Here is a 14,584-nt window from a genome sequence, read left to right on the forward strand (position 1 = left end):
GACCGATCGTCGTCCTCCACCCGACGATTTCGACCGAGGCACCCCTCCCGACACTTTCACGAAGGGCACCGGACATGGGTCCCCATCCTGCGGTCGCGGCGATACGCCTGGCGGTCCGCCGCGTACTCCACGACGTGCTCACCGAGCACTCCGACAACACAGCACACTCCGTGACCCCGAAGCCCCCCCTCGTGCTGGTGGCCTGCTCGGGCGGCGCCGACTCCATGGCGCTCGCCTCCGCCCTCGCCTTCGAGGCCCGCAAGCTCTCCATCCGCGCCGGCGGCATCACCGTCGACCATGGCCTTCAGGACGGCTCCGCCCTCCGCGCCGGCGAAGTCGCCGCCCGTCTCACCGCCATGCAGCTCGACCCGGTCGAGGCCGTCACCGTGCGGGTCGGCCGCGAAGGTGGCCCCGAGGCTGCGGCCCGCTACGCCCGCTACGCCGCGCTGGACGAGGCCGCGGAGCGCCTCGGCGCCGCCGCCGTCCTGCTCGGCCACACCCGCGACGATCAGGCAGAAACCGTCCTGCTCGGCCTCGCCCGCGGCTCCGGGATCCGCTCGCTGTCGGGAATGGCCGCCGTCTCGGGGGCGGTCGGCCGTTACCGCCGCCCCTTCCTCGAGATCGACCGGCAGACCGCGCGCAAGGCCTGCATGGTCCAGTCGCTGCCCGTGTGGGACGACCCGCACAACGCCGACCCCGCCTACACCCGCTCCCGGCTGCGCCACGAGGGCCTGCCCGCTCTGGAGAAGGCGCTCGGCAAGGGCGTCGTCGAGGCTCTGGCACGTACCGCCCAGCTCTCCCGCGACGATGCCGACGCCCTGGACGCCTGGGCCGCCGACGCGGAGGCCACCGTGCGGGACGACGCGGGCCGGCTGGAGTGCGCCAAGCTGTTCGCGCTGCCCCCCGCCGTACGCCGCCGGGTGCTGCGCCGGGCCGTCATCGAGGCCGGTTCGCCCGCCGGTTCGCTCTTCGCGCGGCACATCGAGGAAGTGGACCGCCTCATCACCGGCTGGCGGGGTCAGCGGGCCATCAATCTGCCCGGCCGCGTCGAGGCGCACCGGCAGGGTGGCAGACTTGTCATTCGGCAAGGCTGACCCGGCCGCAGAAATGCGCCGGCCGAGTCATTCCGGGCTCGACCCCCGGAACCCCCGGCAACAGAAAGCGACGCGGGTGAACGAGAAGGACATGAGCACCGATCTCCAGTCGGTGCTCATCACCAAGGAAGAGATCGACGCGAAGCTGGCCGAGCTGGCGGCGAAGATCGATGCGGAGTACGCGGGCAAGGATCTGCTCATCGTCGGTGTCCTCAAGGGCGCCGTGATGGTGATGGCGGACCTGGCGCGTGCGCTGTCCACCCCGGTCACCATGGACTGGATGGCGGTGTCGTCCTACGGCGCGGGCACCCAGTCGTCGGGCGTGGTCCGGATCCTCAAGGACCTGGACACCGACATCAAGGGCAAGCACGTCCTGATCGTCGAGGACATCATCGACTCCGGCCTGACGCTGTCCTGGCTGCTGTCGAACCTCGGCTCGCGCGAGCCGGCCTCCCTGGAGGTGTGCACCCTGCTGCGTAAGCCGGATGCCGCAAAGGTCTCCATCGACGTGAAGTGGATCGGATTCGACATCCCGAACGAGTTCGTCGTCGGTTACGGCCTGGACTACGCGGAGAAGTACCGCAACCTCCCGTTCGTCGGGACGCTCGCCCCGCACGTCTACGGCGGCTGAACCGGCCGGAACGGGACGCCGAACCAGACGGGAACCAGAGCCCCCCTCCGGCCGTTGAAGCTTGGGAGGACGGGTTTGTCAGCCGTACCGCGCGGTCGCGGCTCGCTCGCTGGGGTACCGTCCGAAGAACAGTTGTCTTTAACCAAGAGCAGTCACAGCAGCATTTACTACGGGCAGGAGGGACGGGGCGTTCTCGCCCCGTATGGATGGACGTGAAGCGATACTTCCGTGGGCCGGTCATGTGGATCGTGCTGGCCGTCCTCGCCGTGGTCGTGCTGATGCAGGTCGTCGGCTCTTCCGGCGGCTACAAGACGGTGGACACCGGCGATGTGGTCCAGGCGATCAGCAAGAACCAGGTCGACCAGGTCAAACTGACCACCGGCGACGAACAGATCATCAAGGCTGACCTCAAGGAAGGCCAGAAGGTCAAGGGCAGCGACAAGATCCAGGCCAGCTACATCGGCACCCAGGGTGCCGACCTGGCCAACACGCTGCAGGAGAAGTTCGAGGCAGGCGAGATCAAGGAGGGCTACACGGTCTCGCCCTCGAAGCAGAGCCCGTTCGTCTCGGTGCTGCTCTCCCTGCTGCCCTTCGTCCTGATCGTCGTGGTCTTCCTCTTCCTGATGAATCAGATGCAGGGCGGCGGCTCCCGTGTCATGAACTTCGGGAAGTCCAAGGCCAAGCTGATCACCAAGGACACCCCCAAGACGACCTTCTCCGATGTGGCAGGGTCCGACGAGGCCGTCGAGGAGCTCCACGAGATCAAGGAGTTCCTGCAGGAGCCGGCCAAGTTCCAGGCAGTCGGCGCCAAGATCCCCAAGGGCGTGCTGCTGTACGGCCCGCCCGGTACGGGCAAGACGCTGCTCGCCCGCGCCGTCGCGGGTGAGGCGGGCGTCCCCTTCTACTCGATCTCCGGCTCCGACTTCGTCGAGATGTTCGTCGGTGTCGGTGCCTCCCGGGTCCGCGACCTGTTCGAGCAGGCCAAGGCGAACGCCCCGGCGATCGTCTTCGTCGACGAGATCGACGCCGTCGGCCGGCACCGCGGTGCGGGTCTCGGCGGCGGCCACGACGAGCGCGAGCAGACCCTGAACCAGCTGCTCGTCGAGATGGACGGCTTCGACGTCAAGGGCGGCGTGATCCTGATCGCCGCCACCAACCGGCCTGACATCCTCGACCCGGCGCTGCTGCGCCCGGGCCGCTTCGACCGGCAGATCGCCGTCGACCGCCCGGACATGCAGGGCCGTCTGGAGATCCTCAAGGTCCACCAGAAGGGCAAGCCGGTCGCCCCGGACGTCGACCTGGGTGCGGTTGCCCGGCGTACGCCCGGCTTCACCGGCGCCGACCTGTCGAACGTGCTGAACGAAGCCGCGCTCCTCACGGCGCGCAGCGACAAGAAGCTGATCGACAACCACTCCCTGGACGAGGCGATCGACCGTGTGGTCGCGGGCCCGCAGAAGCGGACCCGGATCATGTCGGACAAGGAGAAGAAGATCACCGCGTACCACGAGGGCGGTCACGCCCTGGTCGCGGCGGCTTCGCCGAACTCCGACCCGGTCCACAAGATCACGATCCTGTCCCGCGGCCGGGCCCTCGGTTACACGATGGTGCTCCCGGAGGAGGACAAGTACTCGACCACGCGCAACGAGATGCTCGACCAGCTGGCGTACATGCTGGGTGGCCGTGCGGCGGAGGAACTGGTCTTCCACGACCCGACCACCGGTGCGGCCAACGACATCGAGAAGGCCACCGCCACGGCCCGTGCGATGGTCACGCAGTACGGCATGACCGAGCGGCTCGGCGCGATCAAGTTCGGCGGCGACAACACCGAGCCCTTCCTGGGCCGGGAGATGGCGCACCAGCGCGACTACTCGGAAGAGGTCGCGGCGCTGGTCGACGAAGAGGTCAAGAAGCTCATCGAGACCGCGCACAACGAGGCCTGGGAGATCCTGGTCGAGAACCGCGACGTCCTCGACAACCTGGTCCTGCAGCTGCTGGAGAGGGAGACGCTCGGCAAGGAGGAGATCGCCGAGATCTTCGCACCGATCGTGAAGCGCCCGGCCCGCCCGGCGTGGACGGGCTCCGCGCGGCGTACGCCCTCCACGCGTCCGCCGGTGCTCTCGCCGAAGGAACTGGCGCTGACCAACGGCGCAGCGAACGGCACGGGTCCGACGGTGACCGATGTCACCAAGGCCCCCTCCGAGGCGGTCCCGGAGGAGCGTCCCGAGGCCTGACCAGCCGGTCTTCCGTCCGGAGGGCCCCTGAACAGGAATGAACGCCGTATCTCCCAGGTTCTAGCCTGGGAGATACGGCGTTTTCACGCCACGTCGGAGTACAGGAACGAGGCACAGATGACCGACCCGGTGACGCTGGACGGCGAGGGCACCATCGGCGTGTTCGACGAGAAGCGGGCCGAGAACGCGATTCGCGAACTCCTCATCGCGGTCGGCGAGGACCCTGACCGTGAAGGTCTGCGGGAGACACCCGCGCGGGTGGCGCGTGCGTACAGGGAAATATTCGGCGGTCTGTGGCAGCAGCCCGAGGACGTACTGACGACGACGTTCGACCTGGGCCACGACGAGATGGTCCTGGTGAAGGACATCGAGGTGACCAGCTGCTGCGAGCACCACCTGGTGCCGTTCCGGGGCGTGGCGCACGTCGGCTACATCCCGTCGACCTCCGGCAAGATCACGGGTCTGTCCAAGCTGGCGCGCCTCGTGGACGTCTTCGCCCGCCGGCCGCAGGTGCAGGAGCGGCTGACCACGCAGATCGCGGACTCCCTCATGGAGATCCTGGAGCCGCGCGGCGTGATCGTGGTCATCGAGTGCGAGCACATGTGCATGTCGATGCGGGGCATCCGCAAGCCCGGTGCCAAGACGATCACGTCTGCGGTACGCGGTCAGCTGCGGGACGTGGCGACGCGCGCCGAGGCGATGAGCCTGATCATGGCTCGCTGAGCCAGGCGACGGCCCGGTCCTCCTACGAGGACCGGGCCGTCGTCGTGTTGTCGTCGTCGTCCTCGGGGAGCTTGCAGACACGCTCCAGAAAGAGTGCCGCCGCGATCACGCCGATGCCCGCCAGCACCGAGAACGCCGCGTAGATCGCCTGGTCCCGGCGGGGCGGGATGTCGAGGGAGCCGAGCAGGAACACACCCGTGCCGCCGTACATGCCGCTCACCAGGGCCGCCACGAGGGCACTCGCCTGCCCGAATACCACCGCGCGGGCCGCCATCAACGGCTCGACCCCCTTGGCGCCCGGGCGCCGCTCGCGCTGGGCCCGCAGCCGGGCGCGCAGGGAGAGCGCGGTCGCGGTGAGGACGACGGCGATCGCCGCCAGCACGATCGGCGCGGCCAGCGGCACGCTGGGCAGGGTGCCGAAGGAGTCCCACAGGCGCGCGGCCCCCCAGGAGAGCACTCCTGCCGCGGCGAAGAGTCCGGCCAGCACACCGAGCCGTAGTTGCTTCACCGAGAAAGCCGCCCTTCACCTGTCCAGCCGCACGAAGTCGTGGCGGGTACGTCGCGTACTCCGCGTACGAGCCTAACGACTACTCGGGCAGCCGCAGTTCCAGGTCGGCGCGGGGCTGCACACCACCGTGCCCCATGACCGCCAGCAGCTCGGCCACGGCGCCACGGCCGGGCAGCTGCGCCTCCGGCTCCACGTCGTGCCACGGCGCGAGCACGAAGGCGCGCTCATGGGCACGCGGGTGCGGCAGGGTCAGCACCGGGTCGTCGGAGACGACGTCGGCGTACGACACGATGTCGACGTCGATGGTCCGCGGCCCCCAGCGCTCCTCACGGACCCGCTCGAAGGCCTCCTCGATGGCCTGGCCGCGCTCCAGGAGCGAGGACGGGGGCAGCGTGGTCTTGATCACCACCACCGCGTTGAAGTACGACGGCTGGCTGCCCGGCTCGACGCCCCACGGCTCCGTCTCGTACACGGGTGAGACGGCCTTGACCCGCAGCCCCGGGGTGTCCTCCAGGGCGTCGATGGCGCCCTGGAGCGTCTCCATGCGGTTGCCCAGGTTGGAGCCGAGTGAGATGACGGCCCGTTTGGGATTGGACAGAGTGACATCGGCGGCGTCCACCTGCTCCATGACGGAGGACGGCACCGGCTGCACGGTCGGGTCGCTCGCTGCCTGGTTCATACTCGGCTCCGGGTGATCGTGATCGTGACATCGTCGAAGGGCACCGTGATCGGGGCGTCCGGCTTGTGCACGACCACCTCGATCTCTTCCACGCCGTCGTGCTTCAGGCACTTCTGGGCGATGCGCTCGGCGAGTGTCTCGATCAGGTCGACGGGCTCGCCCTCGACGATGGCGACGACCTCCTCCGCCACCACGCCGTAGTGCACGGTCTTCGCCAGGTCGTCGTCGGCCGCCGCGGGGCGGGTGTCGAGGCCGAGCACCAGGTCGACGATGAAGGTCTGGCCCTCCTCGCGTTCCCGGGGGAAGACGCCATGGTGCCCACGGGCCTTGAGGCCGCGCAGCGCGACACGATCCACGCGAATCACTCCTGCTGTCGTAGTTCTTGCGAGCACCGAGCCGCGTGCGGGCGGCGGTGCCCACGTTCGAATCTACCTGCGAGCACCGACAGCACCCGCCCATGGGGGCCATGGACACGGCGGCACGAGGCTGGTAGCCGCGTATACCCCGAGGACGCCATGCCGAATCCCTCGCCGCCCCGGTTACCCCGCGTCCGCGGGAGTGTTGCCCCTATGCGGGCGTCTCGTCGTCTTCCTCGTCGTCGCTCTCGGTCAGCACCGGCGAGCCGTGGTGGGACCAGATCTTCCAGCCGTCCGATGTGCGGCGAAACACATTGGTGGCGACCACCAGCTGCCCGACGAGCGGTCCGAGCTCCCCGCCGTCCTCGGCGGGGCCGCCGCTGAGAATGTTCTCCGTGCAGGTGACCAGAGCGGTGTCACCGGCCACATTCACCTTGACGTCGGTGAGGAAGAACTGGATGTACTCCGTGTTCGCCATGATCAGCGCGTACGAGCGGAGCACCTCCCCACGGCCGGAGAGCACCGGCCAGCCCGGGTGGATGCAGGAGATGTCGTCGTCGAGCCAGAGTGTGGAGAGCTTCTCGAAGTCGCCGCGCTCCATGGTCTCGTAGAAGGCGGTGTTGGCCTCCTCGACCCGTTCGAGATCGGTACGGCTCACCGGGCGCCCTCGACGGCCCGCGCGACGCGGACCGCATCCGCGGTGGCCCGTACCTCGTGGACCCGTACCGCCCACGCACCTTCGTGCGCCGCGATGGCGGACACCGCGGCGGTCGCGGCGTCGCGCTCGCGGGCTGGCGGGGCGGCGCCCTCCTTGGCCAGGACATGCCCCAGGAATCGCTTGCGGGAGGCGGCCACCAGCACTGGGCGGCCCAGGGCGCGCAGCTCCGCGAGGTGGGCGACCAGGGCGAGGTCGTGCTCGGCCTGCTTGGCGAAGCCGAGTCCGGGATCGATGACGATCCGCTCGGGCGCGATGCCGCCGTCGATGACCGCCTCCATGCGCCGGCGCAGCTCCGTGACGACCTCGGCGACCACGTCGCCGTACACCGCACGGCTGTTCATGTCCTCGCTGAACCCGCGCCAGTGCATCACCACGAACGGTGTGTCCAGGGCGGCCACCGCCGGAACCATCCGGGGGTCGGCGAGCCCGCCGCTGACGTCGTTGACCAGCGCCGCACCGGCCGCGACTGCCTGCTCGGCGACGCCGGCGCGCATCGTGTCGACCGACACGGTCACGCCCTCGGACGCGAGGCCCCGGACGACCGGGACGACCCTGCGCAGCTCCTCGTCCTCGTCGACGCGGGTGGCGCCGGGCCGGGTCGACTCGCCGCCGACGTCGACGAGGTCGGCGCCCTGGGCGACCAGGTCGAGACCGCGCTTGACCGCGGCCGTGGTGTCGAACCAGCGGCCCCCGTCGGAGAAGGAGTCGGGCGTCACATTGACGACTCCCATGACTGCACAGCGATCCCACTCGGGCATGCCGTCTGCCGTGCCACGTCCGCGCAACGTACTCATGTGCCCAGCCTAGGGGGTGCCTTTCGGATCCGGCCGGGTCACGCCGCGCGGACCTCGGGCTGCTCGTGATGGCGGGCGGGATGCGCGCAGGGACGGGGCAGCCGGTCAGGGCGGTGGCGGGTGAAGGGGCGTGGGAGCGAGACGTTCACGAAGCCCTCCGCCTGCATGGCGGCGAAGCCGATCCGCGGCAGGTCCCTGGTGTTGCGGAAGACCACGAAACGCGGTTCCCAGCGCGGCCGGAACTTGGCGTTGAACTTGTACAGCGACTCGATCTGGAACCAGCGCGAGAGGAAGACGAGCAGCCCGCGCCACAGCCGCAGCACCGGGCCCGCGCCGATCTTCTCGCCGCGCGCCAGCGCCGAGCGGAACATCGCGAAGTTGAGGGAGACCCGCTCGACCTTCAGCGCGGGCGCGGCCTGAAGGGAGGCGACGATGAGGAGTTCGTTCATGCCGGGGTCGGCCGAGCGGTCGCGGCGCATCAGCTCCAGGGACATGCCGTCCACGCCCCACGGAACGAAATGGATGATCGCCTTCAGGTCGCCGTAGGGAGAGTCGGCATCGTTCGGATCGGCCTTGTGAGCCGTGGCGATCACCGCCTCGCCGTCGGCCGGATCGCCTATGCGGCCCAGCGCCATGGAGAACCCGCGCTCGGTGTCGGTGCCGCGCCAGTCGGCCGCTGCCCGCCGGATGCGCTCCAGTTCGTCGTCGGTGAGGTCACGGGCGCGCCGTACGCGGGTTTCGTAACCACCCCGCTCGATCCGCTTCACCATCTGGCGTACGTTTCGCATCGCACGCCCGGCCAGGGAGAAATCCGCGACGTCCACCACCGCCTCGTCGCCGAGTTCCAGGGCGTCCAGGCCCGTCTCGCGGGTCCAGACCTCGGCGCCTGTCTCCGAGCAGCCCATCACCGCCGGGGTCCAGGAGTGTGCCTTGGCCTCGTCCATGAACCGCTCGATGGCGCCGGGCCAGGCCTCGACGTCGCCGATCGGGTCACCGCTGGCGAGCATCACCGAGGAGACGACGCGGTAGCAGACGGCGGCCTTGCCGCTGGGGGAGAAGACGACGCCCTTGTCGCGGCGGAGAGCGAAGTGGCCGAGCGAGTCGCGGCCGCCGTGCACGGCCAGCAGGTCGCGCAGCCTGCGCTCGTCGTCCTCGGTGAGGCGAGCTGCGGGGTGTTCGGGCCGGAAGGCGAGATAGACGGTGGTGACCGCGGTCAGCAGACCGAGGGCGCCGAGCGAGTAGCCGACGGTCCAGGAAACGCGGCCCGCGTAGTCGACGGGGCCCTCGAAGCCGAAGAGGCCGTAGATGACGTGCTCGAGGCGGTCGGTCAGGCTGGGGCTGCCGACGACCTTGCCGGGGTGGGCGCTGACGACGACCAGCCCCAGACCGAGGGAACCGGCGCTCATCAGAACGAAGTTGGCGAGAGCGCGCCAGCGGCTGCGCGGGTCGGGCAGCGCGGCGAACTGGCCCCGGTGACGCAGCAGCAGGGCCAGCAGCGCGAGTGAGAGCAGCACACCGACGACGGAGTGCCGGTAGACGAACTGGGCAGCGGCTCCGGCCGGCAGCAGGATGACGGCGGCCCGCCAGGCGCGGCGCTTGTGGCGCTTGAGCCCGTGGGCGAGGAGCAGCAGCAGGACGCCGGCGCTGAGCGAGAGGGCCGCGGCGAACGGGCCGGTGGCACCGGGCAGCACCTCGGCGAACGCGTGCATGCGGCTGTGCCGGAACCGCGGGAAGACCCCGGCCGCCACGTCGACCAGGCCGACGAAGGCGCAGGCTGTGCCCACCAGCGACGGCACCGCGTCGGGCCTGGGGCCGCGCAGCGCGCGACGTACCCGCGGAACCAATACTGATTTGTCCCCATCTACCGTTGCAGACATCGCTTCCCGTGACTCCGCGAGAGATCCTGCGCCCAAGGCCTCAGATCGGTCGGCCCGGACGACGTGCGCTCTCTAGGACGGGAGTTCCACGGGGCGGGTTCATTCGTCCCCGGAATTTGTCGACGCAGAAGGCACACGCCACTCATGGGTCTGACCAGCAACAAAGTACTGGCTTTGGCAGTCCTGGCAGCGCTGCTGCTGTTCGTCGCCACGATCTGGTGGTGGCCGAGGCTCGCGCGCGGCGGTGTTCGAGCGGTCGCCGGCCGCGTCGGACTGCTGCTCGCCACGCAGCTGACCCTGTTCGCAGTGATCGCCCTGACGGCCAACCGGGCCTTCCTCTTCTACGGTTCCTGGGCCGATCTCTTCGGCCAGAAACAGGAGCTCGGTGTGGTCGTGGACCATTCCGCCGACCGTTCGCACGTCAGGCTCGTCGCCAAGCAGCAGCCTGGGGTGCCCGGCGGTTCGCGGCCCGCGAAGGCGGGTCAGATCCACAAGGTCGTCATAGCGGGGAAGGATTCGCAGATAGACAGCCCCGCCTACGTGTATCTGCCGCCGGAGTACTTCCAGGCGGAGTACCGCAAAAGCACTTTTCCGGCGGTCGTGGTCCTGACCGGCTATCCGGGAACCGCGGAGAACCTCCTCAAGGGGCTCAGATACCCGAAGACCGCGTTCGAGCTTGCCGCGGCCGGCCGGATGAGGCCGACGATTCTGGTGATGCTGCGTCCGACCGTGGCGCCGCCCCGGGACACCGAGTGCGTCGACGTCCCCGGCGGGCCGCAGACCGAGACGTTCTTCGCGAAGGATGTGCCGCAGGCCGTCGCCGGGACCTATCGGGTCGGCACCGCGGCACGGAACTGGGGTTTCATCGGCAACTCCACCGGCGGTTACTGCGCCCTGAAGATCGCGCTGCACCATCCGGAGCGGTTCGCGGCGGGCGCCGGGCTCTCCGCCCACTACAAGGCGGCCGAGGACCCGACGACCGGTGATCTCTTCCAGGGCGACGACCAGGAGCGCAAGCGGGCGGACCTGCTGTGGAGCCTGGACCATGTGCCGCAGGGAAAGACGTCCTTCCTGGTCACCAGCTCACGGCAGGGCGAGCACAACCTCGGGGAGACCCTGGAGTTCATCAAGCGGGTGAAGGCGCCCGCGCGCGTCTCGTCGATCATGCTGGACAGCGGCGGGCACAACTACAACACCTGGCGCCGGGAGATCCCGCCGGCCCTGGAGTGGCTCAGTGGGAGGATCCGCCCCTAGGAACCTGCTTTGCGGATCGGGCCCTGGCCGATCGTCTCCAGCTCCACCTCGGTGCGGGGGACGTCGTGGGCGTCCGCGTCGATGGAGCGGCGCAGCGCCTCGTGCAGCCGGGCGGGCGTCAGGACACCGAGGAAGCGTCCCGTCTGCTCGCGGTCGATGACCGCGACCCAGCCCGCGTCGTGCTGCAGCATCGTCGAGAAGGCCTGCTTGAGCGAGGCGCCGACGGGCAGCCAGGCCTCCATGCGCCGCGCGTGTTCGCGTACCGAACCCTTGCCGGACGCGGCCTGATCGGCGGACATCCAGCCGTGCAGGGAGTCCTCGGCGTCCAGTACGACCGCCCATCGCGCACCGCCGAGGTCGCGAGGCAGCGGGTCGTCGAGATGGACGACCGGCGGCTGCTCCAGATCGCCCTCCTCGATGGGGGTGACCGACAGGCGCTTGAGGCCGCGGTCCGCGCCGACGAAGTCGGCCACGTACTCGGTGGCCGGGGCGCCCAGTACGGCGGCCGGCGCGTCGAACTGCTCGATCCGCCCCTGGCCGTAGACAGCGATACGGTCGCCCAGCCGCACGGCCTCCTCGATGTCATGGGTGACGAAGAGGACCGTCTTGCGCACCTGTGCCTGGAGCCTCAGGAACTCGTTCTGCAGGTGCTCGCGCACCACCGGGTCGACCGCGCCGAACGGCTCGTCCATCAGCAGCACGGGCGGATCCGCCGCCAGCGCCCGGGCGACGCCCACGCGCTGGCGCTGGCCGCCGGAGAGCTGCTCGGGGTAGCGGTCGCCGTAGACGGAAGGGTCGAGGCCCACCAGGTCCAGGAGTTCGGCGGCACGCTCGCGGCGCCGCGAGCGCTTCACGCCGAGGAGATGGGGGACGGTCGCCGTGTTCTCCAGGACCGTCTTGTGCGGGAAGAGGCCGACCTGCTGGATCACGTAGCCGATACGGCGGCGCAGCTGGACCGGGTCGAGTGTGGAGATGTCCGCACCGTCCACGAATATCCGCCCGCTGCTCGGTTCGATGAGACGGTTGACCATCTTCATCGTGGTCGTCTTGCCGCAGCCGGACGGTCCGACGAGCGTGACCAGTTCACCCGCGGCGACCTCGAAGGAGAGGTCGTCGACGGCCGTGGTGCCGTCCGGGTAGCGCTTGGTGACATGCTCGAAACGGATCATGGCTCCCATTGTGACGGTTGGTGGCGGGCCATGTGTGAAGGGCGTGTTGCCGGACTGCGAAGCTCCTCGGCGGTTGTCAGCGGCGGGGGTTAGGGTCGGTTTCGGTCGAACAGATCGCACGCGACACATGCATCGAGCACACCGAGCACACTGAGCTCGTCGTTCCGGATCGGGGGGTGGGGACAGTGGCCGGACAGAACTGCCTCGTGGCGAACGACTGGGTCTGCGGTGAGTACCTCCGCTCCCGCAGTGGGGAACTGATCGACGCGACGGTCCAGCATGTCTGGATCACGGCGGCCTCGGTTCTGATCGGGCTCGCCGTGGCCTTCCCGCTCGCGTTGCTGGCGCGCAGCCGTCCGCGGTTCGCCGGCCCCGTTCTGGGGCTGACGACCGTGCTCTACACGATTCCGTCGCTGGCGATGTTCTCGCTGCTGCTGCCCGTCTTCGGCCTGTCCGCCGCGCTGGTGATCACGGGGCTGGTGCTGTATTCGCTGACGATCCTCGTGCGGAACATACTGGCGGGCCTTGAGGGGGTCCCGGACGAGGCCCGTGAAGCGGCCCGCGGCATGGGGTACGGGCCGGGCAGGCTGCTGTGGGAGGTCGAGCTTCCGCTGGCCCTGCCGGCGCTGATGGCCGGCCTGCGGATCGCCACGGTCTCGACGGTCGCGCTCACCACGGTCGGTTCGATCGTCGGCCGCGGAGGCCTCGGCAATCTCATCGAGGACGCGCTGCCGAGTTTCTTCAAGGCGCAGGTGCTGACCGCTTCGGTGCTCTGCGTGCTGCTGGCGGTCGCGGCCGATCTGCTGCTGCTCGGTGTGCAGCGCCTGCTCACGCCCTGGACCCGGATACGGGGGGCCCGCTGATGGGTGTACTGGCGCAGGCCTGGACCTGGCTGACCACGGCCGCCAACTGGTCGGGGGAGAGCGGCGTCTGGCACCGCCTCGGCGAGCACCTGTACGTCAGCGGGGTCGCGCTCGCCCTGGCCTCGGCGATCGCCCTGCCCCTCGCGCTGTATCTGGGGCACATCGGCCGCGGCGGCGCCCTCGCCGTCAACATCTCGAACGTGGGACGGGCGATCCCCGTCTTCGCGGTGCTCGCCCTGTTCATGGTGTCGCCCCTGCGCAGCGCCGGGTACGTACCGACGATCATCGCGCTGGTGCTGTTCGCCGTGCCACCGCTGCTGACCAACGCGTATGTGGGGATGCGGGAGGTGGACCGCTCGGTGGTGGAGGCCGCGCGCGGGATGGGAATGTCGGGCGGGCAGCTCTTCGCCCGGGTCGAACTCCCCCTCGCCTACCCGATGGTGATGACCGGACTGCGGTCGGCCGCGGTGCAGGTCGTGGCGACCGCGACGATCGCGGCGATGGTCGGACAGGGTGGCCTCGGCCGGATCATCACCGCCGGCTTCAACACGTACAACACTCCGCAAGTGGTCGCGGGCGCCCTGCTCGTGGCCGTGCTCGCCCTCCTGGTGGAGGCCGTGCTGGTGGGGGCGGACCGCTTGTGCAGTCCCCTCCGGAAAACCGTGTGACGACTCACTCCCTTGGATGGTGAACCTGATGAGCAAGACCTCGCGCATCGCGGGTGCGGTTCTGGGCGTACTGGCCCTCACGGGCTCGCTCGCCGCATGCGGTGGCGACAGCCTGGAGAAGGAGAAGAGCGGCGGCTCGGCCTCCGCCGGCGGGTCCGGGAAGAAGGGCACGCTCGTGGTGGGCGCCGCCGCCTTCACCGAGTCCAAGGTGCTGGCCGAGCTGTATGCGCAGCTGCTGGCCGACGCCGGCTACAAGACGTCGATCACCACGGTGAAGAACCGCGAGCTGTACGAGCCCTCCCTGGAGAAGGGCGAGATAGACGTCGTACCGGAATATGCCGCCACCGTCGCCGAATTCCTCAACGCGAAGGTGAACGGGCCGAAGGCGCCGGAGGAGAAGCCGGTCGCCTCCAGCGATGTCACCGCCACCGTCACGGGCCTGACCCAGCTTGCCGAGCCGCTCGGTCTCAAGGTGCTGCCCGCCGGTGAAGCGGTCGACCAGAACGCCTTCGCGGTCTCCAAGGAATTCGCCGAGAAGAACAAGCTCAAGACCCTCTCCGATCTCGGTGCCTCGAAGCTGAAGGTGAAGATCGCGGCAGGCGACGAGTGCGAGGTGCGCCCCTTCTGCGCGCCCGGTCTGAAGAAGACGTACGGCATCGACGTGTCGGGCATCGACCCCAAGGGTGTCGGAACGCCGCAGGCCAAGCAGGCGGTCAAGGACGGCGTGGACCAGCTGGTGCTGACCACCACCACCGACGCGACGCTGGAGAGTTTCGGTCTGGTGCTGCTGGAGGACGACAAAAAGCTCCAGAATGCGGACAACGTCCTTCCGCTTGTCAATGCCAGGGACGCCGGGGACAAGGAGATTGCCGACGTACTCGGCAAGCTCACCCAGGTGCTGACCACCGAGGACCTTGCCGAACTGAACCGCAAGGTGGACGCGGAGCGCGCCAAGCCCGAGGACGCGGCGAAGGCATATCTGGAGTCGAAGGGGCTGCTCAAGAAGTAGGGCAGGGGCG

15 protein-coding genes are annotated in these 14,584 nt (G+C 69.4%); 8 read left to right on the forward strand and 7 right to left on the reverse strand.

The window, feature by feature from the left end:
* The first annotated feature begins 74 nt into the window (after nucleotides 1–74).
* The 4 genes from tilS to folE all read left to right on the forward strand — a co-directional run bounded on the left by tilS (nucleotide 75) and on the right by folE (nucleotide 4,679).
* Nucleotides 75–1,094, forward strand: a complete 1,020-nt coding sequence (gene tilS, locus ABZ208_RS29325; RefSeq protein WP_356912454.1) for a tRNA lysidine(34) synthetase TilS — start codon at nucleotides 75–77, stop codon at nucleotides 1,092–1,094.
* A 91-nt stretch (nucleotides 1,095–1,185) separates the two neighbouring features.
* Nucleotides 1,186–1,725: a hypoxanthine phosphoribosyltransferase gene (hpt, locus tag ABZ208_RS29330; RefSeq protein ID WP_328398117.1), complete on the forward strand. Its 540-nt coding sequence runs from the start codon at nucleotides 1,186–1,188 to the stop codon at nucleotides 1,723–1,725.
* Nucleotides 1,726–1,931: 206 nt separating this feature from the next.
* Entirely contained in the window at nucleotides 1,932–3,956 is a 2,025-nt protein-coding gene (ftsH, locus tag ABZ208_RS29335) for an ATP-dependent zinc metalloprotease FtsH (RefSeq protein WP_328398115.1), read from the forward strand.
* A 117-nt stretch (nucleotides 3,957–4,073) separates the two neighbouring features.
* Nucleotides 4,074–4,679, forward strand: coding sequence for a GTP cyclohydrolase I FolE (gene folE, locus ABZ208_RS29340; protein WP_356912455.1), 606 nt, complete (start codon nucleotides 4,074–4,076; stop codon nucleotides 4,677–4,679).
* Nucleotides 4,680–4,701: 22 nt separating this feature from the next.
* Here folE and ABZ208_RS29345 read toward each other — a convergent pair whose 3' ends face one another.
* The 6 genes from ABZ208_RS29345 to ABZ208_RS29370 all read right to left on the reverse strand — a co-directional run bounded on the left by ABZ208_RS29345 (nucleotide 4,702) and on the right by ABZ208_RS29370 (nucleotide 9,611).
* Complete coding sequence (locus tag ABZ208_RS29345; protein ID WP_356912456.1) at nucleotides 4,702–5,187, reverse strand: DUF3180 domain-containing protein; 486 nt, start codon at nucleotides 5,185–5,187, stop codon at nucleotides 4,702–4,704.
* 79 nt (nucleotides 5,188–5,266) lie between these two features.
* Entirely contained in the window at nucleotides 5,267–5,866 is a 600-nt protein-coding gene (gene folK / locus ABZ208_RS29350) for a 2-amino-4-hydroxy-6-hydroxymethyldihydropteridine diphosphokinase (protein ID WP_356912457.1), read from the reverse strand.
* On the reverse strand, nucleotides 5,863–6,222 hold the full coding sequence (gene folB / locus ABZ208_RS29355) for a dihydroneopterin aldolase (protein WP_356912458.1): 360 nt from the start codon (nucleotides 6,220–6,222) through the stop codon (nucleotides 5,863–5,865). Before folB ends, folK begins: the two co-directional genes overlap by 4 nt.
* A 211-nt stretch (nucleotides 6,223–6,433) precedes the next feature.
* The gene (locus ABZ208_RS29360; protein WP_328398105.1) at nucleotides 6,434–6,880 is read right to left on the reverse strand and encodes a nuclear transport factor 2 family protein; all 447 of its coding nucleotides are present in this window, start codon (nucleotides 6,878–6,880) and stop codon (nucleotides 6,434–6,436) included.
* Nucleotides 6,877–7,734, reverse strand: a complete 858-nt coding sequence (gene folP, locus ABZ208_RS29365; RefSeq protein WP_356912459.1) for a dihydropteroate synthase — start codon at nucleotides 7,732–7,734, stop codon at nucleotides 6,877–6,879. The genes ABZ208_RS29360 and folP overlap by 4 nt, the downstream gene beginning before the upstream one ends.
* A gap of 38 nt (nucleotides 7,735–7,772) precedes the next feature.
* Nucleotides 7,773–9,611 carry a phosphatidylglycerol lysyltransferase domain-containing protein gene (locus ABZ208_RS29370; RefSeq protein ID WP_356912460.1) on the reverse strand — a complete coding sequence of 613 codons (1,839 nt, stop codon included), beginning with the start codon at nucleotides 9,609–9,611 and terminating at the stop codon, nucleotides 7,773–7,775.
* A 144-nt stretch (nucleotides 9,612–9,755) separates the two neighbouring features.
* Here ABZ208_RS29370 and ABZ208_RS29375 point away from each other — a divergent pair, with 144 nt between their 5' ends.
* Nucleotides 9,756–10,865, forward strand: a complete 1,110-nt coding sequence (locus ABZ208_RS29375) for an alpha/beta hydrolase-fold protein (protein ID WP_356912461.1) — start codon at nucleotides 9,756–9,758, stop codon at nucleotides 10,863–10,865.
* Here the strand turns inward: ABZ208_RS29375 and ABZ208_RS29380 are convergent.
* Nucleotides 10,862–12,034 carry a betaine/proline/choline family ABC transporter ATP-binding protein gene (locus ABZ208_RS29380; RefSeq protein ID WP_356912462.1) on the reverse strand — a complete coding sequence of 391 codons (1,173 nt, stop codon included), beginning with the start codon at nucleotides 12,032–12,034 and terminating at the stop codon, nucleotides 10,862–10,864. The two genes, ABZ208_RS29375 and ABZ208_RS29380, sit on opposite strands and share 4 nt — an antisense overlap.
* Before the next feature lie 185 nt (nucleotides 12,035–12,219).
* On the opposite strand from ABZ208_RS29380, the gene ABZ208_RS29385 reads away from it, so the two are divergent.
* Genes ABZ208_RS29385 through ABZ208_RS29395 form a run of 3 tightly spaced genes read left to right on the forward strand, consistent with a single transcriptional unit; the run spans nucleotide 12,220 to nucleotide 14,574 of the window.
* A complete protein-coding gene (locus ABZ208_RS29385) occupies nucleotides 12,220–12,897 on the forward strand; it encodes an ABC transporter permease (protein WP_356912463.1) in 678 nt (225 codons plus the stop codon).
* On the forward strand, nucleotides 12,897–13,565 hold the full coding sequence (locus ABZ208_RS29390) for an ABC transporter permease (protein WP_356912464.1): 669 nt from the start codon (nucleotides 12,897–12,899) through the stop codon (nucleotides 13,563–13,565). Before ABZ208_RS29385 ends, ABZ208_RS29390 begins: the two co-directional genes overlap by 1 nt.
* 28 nt (nucleotides 13,566–13,593) lie before the next feature.
* Nucleotides 13,594–14,574: an ABC transporter substrate-binding protein gene (locus ABZ208_RS29395; RefSeq protein ID WP_356912466.1), complete on the forward strand. Its 981-nt coding sequence runs from the start codon at nucleotides 13,594–13,596 to the stop codon at nucleotides 14,572–14,574.
* Nucleotides 14,575–14,584 lie beyond the last annotated feature (10 nt).

This window comes from Streptomyces sp. NPDC006208, from assembly GCF_040613775.1.
Lineage (GTDB): Bacteria > Actinomycetota > Actinomycetes > Streptomycetales > Streptomycetaceae > Streptomyces.